Source organism: Fibrobacter sp. (genome assembly GCF_017551775.1).
Lineage (GTDB): Bacteria > Fibrobacterota > Fibrobacteria > Fibrobacterales > Fibrobacteraceae > Fibrobacter.
In genome coordinates this window covers 1-7,156 of sequence record NZ_JAFZKX010000048.1, presented here as the reverse complement: position 1 = coordinate 7,156, position 7,156 = coordinate 1, and the positions used below count along the sequence as shown (strand labels likewise).

General features: G+C 55.3%; 7 protein-coding genes and 1 tRNA gene. 1 reads left to right on the top strand and 7 read right to left on the bottom strand.

The genetic code is table 11. The annotated features are described in order from the left end of the window. A partial coding sequence (locus tag IK012_RS05830) for a class II fructose-bisphosphate aldolase (protein WP_290951801.1) occupies positions 1-279 on the bottom strand: 279 nt, incomplete at its 3' end. Positions 280-475: 196 nt separating this feature from the next. Between IK012_RS05830 and IK012_RS05825 the strand changes: the two genes are divergently transcribed. Then, the gene (locus IK012_RS05825) at positions 476-1,660 is read left to right on the top strand and encodes a hypothetical protein (protein ID WP_290951798.1); all 1,185 of its coding nucleotides are present in this window, start codon (positions 476-478) and stop codon (positions 1,658-1,660) included. A 267-nt stretch (positions 1,661-1,927) separates the two neighbouring features. Here the strand turns inward: IK012_RS05825 and IK012_RS05820 are convergent, their stop codons facing one another. The 6 genes from IK012_RS05820 to IK012_RS05795 all read right to left on the bottom strand — a co-directional run. Continuing rightward, entirely contained in the window at positions 1,928-2,245 is a 318-nt protein-coding gene (locus IK012_RS05820; protein ID WP_290951797.1) for a hypothetical protein, read from the bottom strand. 24 nt (positions 2,246-2,269) lie between these two features. Beyond that, positions 2,270-2,354: transfer RNA gene (locus IK012_RS05815), tRNA-Ser, on the bottom strand. Between the two features lie 105 nt (positions 2,355-2,459). Next, the gene (locus IK012_RS05810) at positions 2,460-4,151 is read right to left on the bottom strand and encodes a M3 family oligoendopeptidase (RefSeq protein WP_290951794.1); all 1,692 of its coding nucleotides are present in this window, start codon (positions 4,149-4,151) and stop codon (positions 2,460-2,462) included. Between the two features lie 10 nt (positions 4,152-4,161). After that, positions 4,162-4,854: a hypothetical protein gene (locus IK012_RS05805; protein ID WP_290951791.1), complete on the bottom strand. Its 693-nt coding sequence runs from the start codon at positions 4,852-4,854 to the stop codon at positions 4,162-4,164. Between the two features lie 19 nt (positions 4,855-4,873). After that, on the bottom strand, positions 4,874-6,175 hold the full coding sequence (locus IK012_RS05800) for a GTP-binding protein (protein WP_367273780.1): 1,302 nt from the start codon (positions 6,173-6,175) through the stop codon (positions 4,874-4,876). 150 nt (positions 6,176-6,325) lie between these two features. Then, the coding region (locus IK012_RS05795; RefSeq protein ID WP_290951785.1) for a phosphoribosylaminoimidazolesuccinocarboxamide synthase at positions 6,326-7,156 on the bottom strand (831 nt) is incomplete at its 5' end.

Here is a 7,156-nt window from a genome sequence, read left to right as displayed (position 1 = left end):
GTGGAGCACGATCTGCGGATTGGCGCAGCCGAGTTCCTTGGCGTATTCAACAGCACCCTGGGCCATGTAGCGGAGGATGGTGCCGTTGGCGTAGTTGCGGGCACCCTTAGAGACCTGCATGATCACCGGAGACTTCTGCTTGACAGCAGCCTGCACGATGGCCTGCATCTGTTCCATGGTGTTGAAGTTGAAAGCCGGGATGGCGTAGCCACCAGCAACAGCCTTCTTGAACATTTCCTTGGTGTTAACCAAGCCGAGTTCCTTGTAAGAAACTGCCATTTGTTTTACCTCTTGATTCTTTGGCGACTTGCATCGCCGGTTAAAAGTTACGGGCCTAAATTTAGCAAAATGGCGGGGGTTTGTCCACCAGTTTTGTCGCCATTCCGCGCCCGTCTGTCTGTTTTTTCGGTTTTTACTTGCGAGGCAATTGAAAGGAATGTATATTAGTGGAGGTGGCGGGTTTTAAGGAGTATCTATGTTTTTCAGGAGATGTTTTTTTGCAGCTGCGGTCCTCGTTTTCGGGGCCGTTTTTGCGCAGGCCGAAGTTACTTATACGCTCCACAAGTCTGCTAACCCGACTGCCGACGAACAGGACGCCTACAAGCGCATCACGACGGTCATGGATTCGGCGGTCAAGCTCTACAACACTTACTCGAACCTTTCCAAGTACATCAATGTCTATTATTCCCCGGGAGTCCCGACGGCAGAGGCCAGCAGCAACGGCGACCTTCGGTTCGGTGAAAACCGCTCCTACATGGTGGTCCCGACGGCCATGCACGAGATGGCTCATACGCTAGGCATTGGCACGACCTCGGAATACTGGGCGGCCTGCCCGACAGATATCAAGGTATTCCAGAATGACAAAGTCCAGGCCAAGCTCCGCGAACTGAGCGGCAAAGCGAGTGACGAACTCCATTGCGACAACCAGCATATCTGGCCTTACGGGTTGAACCGGGCCAGCGAAGTCGAGTCCGAGAAAGACCTGATTATTCATGTGCAACTAGTCGAATTTATCTACCAGCAGCTTTTCAAGGAGGCATTCTTCAAGCAGGGTAGGGTAAAGTCCGTATCCGAGGGCAAGTGCATGGGGCGTACCGCCTCGAATACGCTGGAACTCATGGACTGCAGCGATACCGCGACTTTCGTGAAGATTTTCTCGATGGGCGACAAGAACATCACTTACCGCTTTGAACTTGGCGACCGCGTAATCGATATCCCGAATGAATCTACGGCCGCTGGTATTGTGGCCTCGACCTACGGTTATAATGGCGGTGCCCACCAGAAATATACGTTCGAGGACGCCGGAGTCAACACGCCGAATGCGTTCCTGCTCAGGAATTCCAAGAGCGGGCTCTACCTGCAGGCGGTAGGCAAGCAGGTGCAACAGAACCGCAAGGTGGACAGGGATGAGTCTTTTATCTGGCAAATCGAGGAAATGAAGGTCGATACTTCATCGCAGGATACCTCGGTTACCCCGAAGGATACCTCGGACACGAGCGTGACCGATACTTCGACAATCGCAATAAGGCGGGGCCTCGATGCGCGCGATTTGCGGGTAGATGGCATGCCGAAGCGCACCTTCGACCTCAAGGGCCGGAACATCGGCAGGCAGGTGCTCGGCCGCAACCGCAATACGCATACGGTTCTTTTCGGGAAATAGAGGGATTCCCGCGGGTCACCCTGAGGCTTGGTCATCCGAGTGTCACCCTGAGGACGCTCAGGGTCGGAAGGTTTATATCTGATCCTGACCTTCGTCAGGATGACGACAGGGTCGGAATGTCACCCTGAGGACGCTCAGGGTCAGATCGTCCCTGTCTGGTAAGATAATCTGATGCTGACCTACGTCAGCATGACAGCTGGGGAGACTCGCCGCAGATAACAGAAAACCCCGATCATTGACCGGGGCTTCTTAAAATGTTTCTAGCGATTACACACCGAAGGCGGCATCTGCGGCAGCCGCATTTTCGGCCACGCTTTCGACAGAAGCGGAATCAACGGCGTCGATAGCGGCTACGGCCTCTTCGGTCACGTCATTGTTCGCCTTTTCGCTCATGGAAAGCTTGCCTTCCTTGAACTTGTACATGGCGATGGTGGTGGGCTTCTTGTTGAGCTGGATGTAACCCTGACCGGCCTGGTTATTGAGGAAGCGTGCTTCGTGGGCCATCATAACAACGGCACGGAAGACAGAGCCTTGACATTCCTTGCTAGCATAGATATCGTCAAGATAGACTCTCTGGTCGGACATCGGGGTACCTCCGAAAAATTTTAGAAGAGGGAGAGGGATTCGAACCCTCGTTACCGTAAAGTAAACACGCTTTCCAAGCGTGCGCCTTCAACCACTCGGCCATCCCTCCAGGATGTGAGGCCAAATATATCAATTTTCAGTTTGTCTGTCAACCGATTTTGGCCTTTTTTAAGCATTTTTTTCAAAAAAATTAGGTTTTGCCTTGCATTGGGGGCTACATCTTGCTGATTTCGTCCCAAACGACCTGCATCAGGGGTTCAAGAGTCTGCGGTTTGAAGTCGAACTTGATGTTCGCGGCGGCAAAAAGTTCCCTGACGGGGCGGCTGCTCCCGAGACTTTCGGCCTTGAACAGGTCGTCGATGGCCTTTTTCGGGTCTTTCTTGAAGTTCGCCCACACCTGCAGGGCCCCGATCTGGGCGATTCCGTACTCGATGTAGTAGAACGGGCATTCGAAAATGTGGAGCTGCTTCTGCCAGAGGTTGCGGCGCACGGCTTCGAGCCCGCTGTAATCCACTCCGGCGTCGTAACGGTCCATGATTTCGTCCCAGATGTCGCTGCGGTCTTCCGCCGTATGGGTGGGGAAGTTGTAGAGCCTGTGCTGGAAGCTGTCGACGCTTGCTACCCACGGGAACAGCCAGATGACGTCTTCGAGTTCGCCTGCGATGCTGCGGGCGATTGCTTCGCTGTTGTCGCCATAGAACGGCTTCAGGTTCGACATGCCGATGAGTTCCATGCTCATGCTCGCCACTTCGGCAAATTCCGCCGGTACGTCGCGGTACGGGAAAATCGGCTGGTCGGCAAGCGCGAACTGGTGGAACGAATGGCCCGATTCGTGCAGGAGCGTGTAAATATCGCGGTCCGTGCAAGCGGAATTCATGAAGATGAAGGGGAGGCGGCTCTCGTCGAAACCGATCTGGTATCCGCCGGGTGCCTTGCCGAGCCTGGAATCCGGGTCGATGAGCTTTTTCGCCTGCATCTCGCGGGCCCACTTGCCTGCCTGCGTGTGGATGCTCTCGAAAATCTGGTCCACCTTCTCGATGAGTTCGTCGCCCGTGCTGTACGGCTTGAGCGGCGCGCGGTTCTGCGGGTCTACGCTCAAGTCCCACGGGCGCAGTTTATCGAGTCCCATTTTTTGAGCACGCTTCTTGTACATCTCCTTCTGCATCGGGAGGACGAGCTTCTCGATGCTTTCGTGGAAGGCCTCGCAGTCGGCGGGCGTGTAGTCAAAGCGGTGCTTCGCGAGGAATATGTAGTCGATAAAGTCCTTGCAGTGCGCGTTCTTCGCAATCTTTTTGCGGATGGAGAAAAGGTTGTCGAAGGAATTGTCGAGCGCTTCCTTGTCCTGGAGGCGGCGTTCCCACATCGTGCGCCATGCGCGTTCGCGGAGCTCGCGGTCCGTGCGTTCCATGTAGGCGGCCATCTGCTGCATCGTCTTCGTTTCGCCTTCGAATTCGACGCTCATGCCTCCGGTAATTTTCTGGTATGCCTGGATTTCCTTGTTCTCTTCCGTTTCGAGTGGGATGTTTTCGGGGGAGAACAGGTCCAGCGAAACTTGTACGCTCTTGAACCATTCGCCGAATTCGCCCTTGAGCGCATCTTTTGCCGGGTGCGCCACGAGCTTCTTGTTGAGCTTGTCGTCGTACTCGTTCATGATGGGCTGGATGTTCTCGACGAAATCCTCGTAGGCCTTGGCCGCATCCGCGTCGGCGGTATTGCAGGTCATGGCCACGTAGCGGCGGCAGCTGACTTCGCCCAGCACGGATTCGAGTTCGCTCCAGTCCAGAATCCACTGGCGGAGCTTTGCGGAATCGACGGGGATTTCGCGCTGCAAAAGGGTTCTGTATAAGTCGGCGACGGCGCGGCTGTCGTCAGGATTCAGGTTGCTCGGTACAAAGTTTCTATTCATATTCTCTCCTCTAGAATTGTATCGCTCCGACCCAATCGCTCAAGATGCTGTTCAGTACGGACTGCCGCAGGCTATCTTCGAGCGCAACAAGTTCTTCGTGCGGGATATTGTGTCGGATATTGAAGTCGAACGGGACCGATTCGCCCTCCTGCTCGAGCGCGACGACGAGAATCCCCTTGGCGTTCAGGCCGGTAATCTCCTTGAGCTTGAAAATCCTGTTGTCGATCGGGAAACTGGTGGAAAGCTGCACCTTATTTATACCGGGCGCAAGGCGTGTGGAATCTTTTAGCTGCAGCGGAAGTTCCATGAGCGAATCGAGGTTCACGTTCGCGGAAAAATCCCGAAGCCAGAGCGTATCCTGGGTTGCGTTCGTGACGTCCAGGACAATCCCGAGGTACGCGTTGCCGACGTCGATCTGGATGATTCCCTTGGCGATATTCTGCACGAAGGCGACGACGTTCGGATTCGGCAAAAGCCCTCCGACAATCGCGCCGCCCAGCTGTTTCATGATATCGGGATTGACCGAGACCGAATCGAGCGTCAGTTCGTGGAATTCGACTTTTGTCTTGGACAGGATGTCTGCGGCGGAAAGCTTGCGCGCCATGGCGCACCCTCCGATGGCAAGGACCGTGCCGACAATTGCGACTACGATAAAACTTGCAAGGAAGGTCTTGGTATGAATTTTTTTCCAGATGGCGCGCATGCAGCGATCCCCCTTTTTATCATTCCCCGAGGCAGTTGTCCATCGCGGCGATAATCTTCTTCTTGTCCATGTGCTGGCCGATGAATACGAGGCGGATGATACGGTCTCCGTACTTTTCGTCCCATACCTTCAGCAGGTCCGGATTTTCACGCAGGATGCGTTTCTGTTCCTCTTCGCTTTCGCTGGCGAACCAGGGCCCGAAATTCTGTGCGGACGCCTGCTTGCCGGCCTGTTCGAATAGGTAGCTGTTGTTGCGCTCGTCTTCGAACCAGACGAGTCCCTTGGTACGGATGATGCTCGTGGGGTAGTTGTCCAGGAGGTCTTCGAAGCGGTCGCGGACTAGCGGGCGGCGGCGTTCGTAGACGAACGTGCCGATGCCGTATTCGTCACCGTGCGGATGGTCCTTGTCGTGGTGGTGTCCGCAGTGGCACACGCCGTGCTCATGGTCGCAATGGCTGTGGTCCTCATGATCATGGTCGTCATCATCATCGTGGTCATGATGGTGGTGATGCTCGTGCTCGTCGTCATCGTCATGGTGATGATGTTCATGTTCATCATGGTCGTCATCATCATCATCTTCGGGCTTGGTCTCTTTCATGAGTTCCTTGGCCCAGGCGGCGGAGCTGCCGACCTTTTCGAAGTCGAACTGCTTGGTGTCGAGGATATCCTTCATCTCGACCTTGCCGTAGTTCGTTTCGATCATCTTGGCTTCGGGCTGGAGCGCGCGCACCACGGCCTTCACGTGTTCGAGGTCGTTCTTGCTGATGGAATCGACCTTGTTCATGATGATGGTGTTGCAGAATTCAATCTGCTGGATGAGGAGGTTCGCGATGTCCTCTTCTTCGAGGTCGTTGCTAAGGAGCTTCTGGCCGCCGGCGAATTCGTCGGCGAGGCGGGCCACGTCCACCACGGAAACGATGTTGTCGAGGTGGCAGGCGAGGGAACGACCGTCACGGCTGCGCAGCTGCTGTCCGGCGACGCAGATGGTCTGTGCGATAGGCACGGGTTCGCAAATGCCGCTTGCCTCGATGAGGATGTAGTCGAACTTGTTCATCTCGAGGAGTTCGGCAATCTGTTCCAGGAGGTCGGTCTTCAGGGAGCAGCAGATGCACCCGTTCGAAAGCGGGACGACCTTGCCGGAGTCTTCCTTGGTGATGTTTCCGCCCTTTTCGATGAGCGTCTGGTCAATGTTCACTTCGCCGATGTCGTTCACGATGACAGCGACGTGGTAACCCTGCTGGTTGTTGAGCACAAAGTTCAGGAGGGTCGTCTTTCCGGCTCCGAGGTAACCGGTGAGCAGCGTGATAGGTACAGATTTCATCATTTTTTTGCCTTGCGAACGTTTTTGTATTTCTAAAAAAAGAGAATTTGAGGGCCTCTGTGAGCGACAAGCGCCTGGTATTAACCAGGCGTGGTCGCGAAAGTGAGCGCAGACCGGAGATTGTTTCCCCGAGTCTAGCGCGAACGGTCATTACAGCTCCGGCTGCTTTCCGGTGAGGCGCACGAAGATTTCTTCGTACTTGGCGAGCGTGTTCTTCACGACGTCAGCCGGAATTTCCGGACCCGGGTAGCACTTGCCCCAGTCAAGAGTTTCGAGCCAGTCACGAACGTACTGCTTGTCGAAGCTTTCCTGGTTCTTGCCGACCTGGTACTTGTCTGCCGGCCAGTAACGGCTGGAATCCGGAGTCAGCACTTCGTCGATGAGGATGGTTTCGCCGTCGATTTCACCGAATTCAAACTTGGTGTCGGCGAGGATGATGCCCTTGGAGGCAGCGTAGTCGCGAGCCTTCGTGTAGATGTCGAGGGACATGTCACGGAGAGTCGTTGCGACCTTTTCGCCAACGATATCGAAAGTCTGTTCGAAGCTGATGTTCTCGTCGTGGCCAACGTCGGGCTTGGTGCTCGGCGTGTAGAGCGGCTTTTCGAGCTTCTGGCAGAGCTGCAGGCCTTCGGGGAGAACGTGACCGCAGATTTTGCCGGTCTTCTGGTAGTCCTTCCAGCCGGAACCCACGATGTAGCCGCGAACGATGCATTCCACGGAGTGGCGGTGGGCCTTCTTCACGATCATGGAACGGCCACGGAGGTAGTCGGCGTGCTTCTTGAGCACTTCCGGGTATTCGTTCACGTCGGCGGTGATGAGGTGGTTCTTCATGCCGAGGTGCTGGAACCAGAACAGCGAAAGCTGGTTGAGGATTTTGCCCTTACCAGGAATCGGGGTGGGGAGCACCACGTCAAAAGCGGAAAGACGGTCGCTGGCGACCATCAGGAAGCTGTCGCCCAGGTCGTACATGTCGCGTACTTT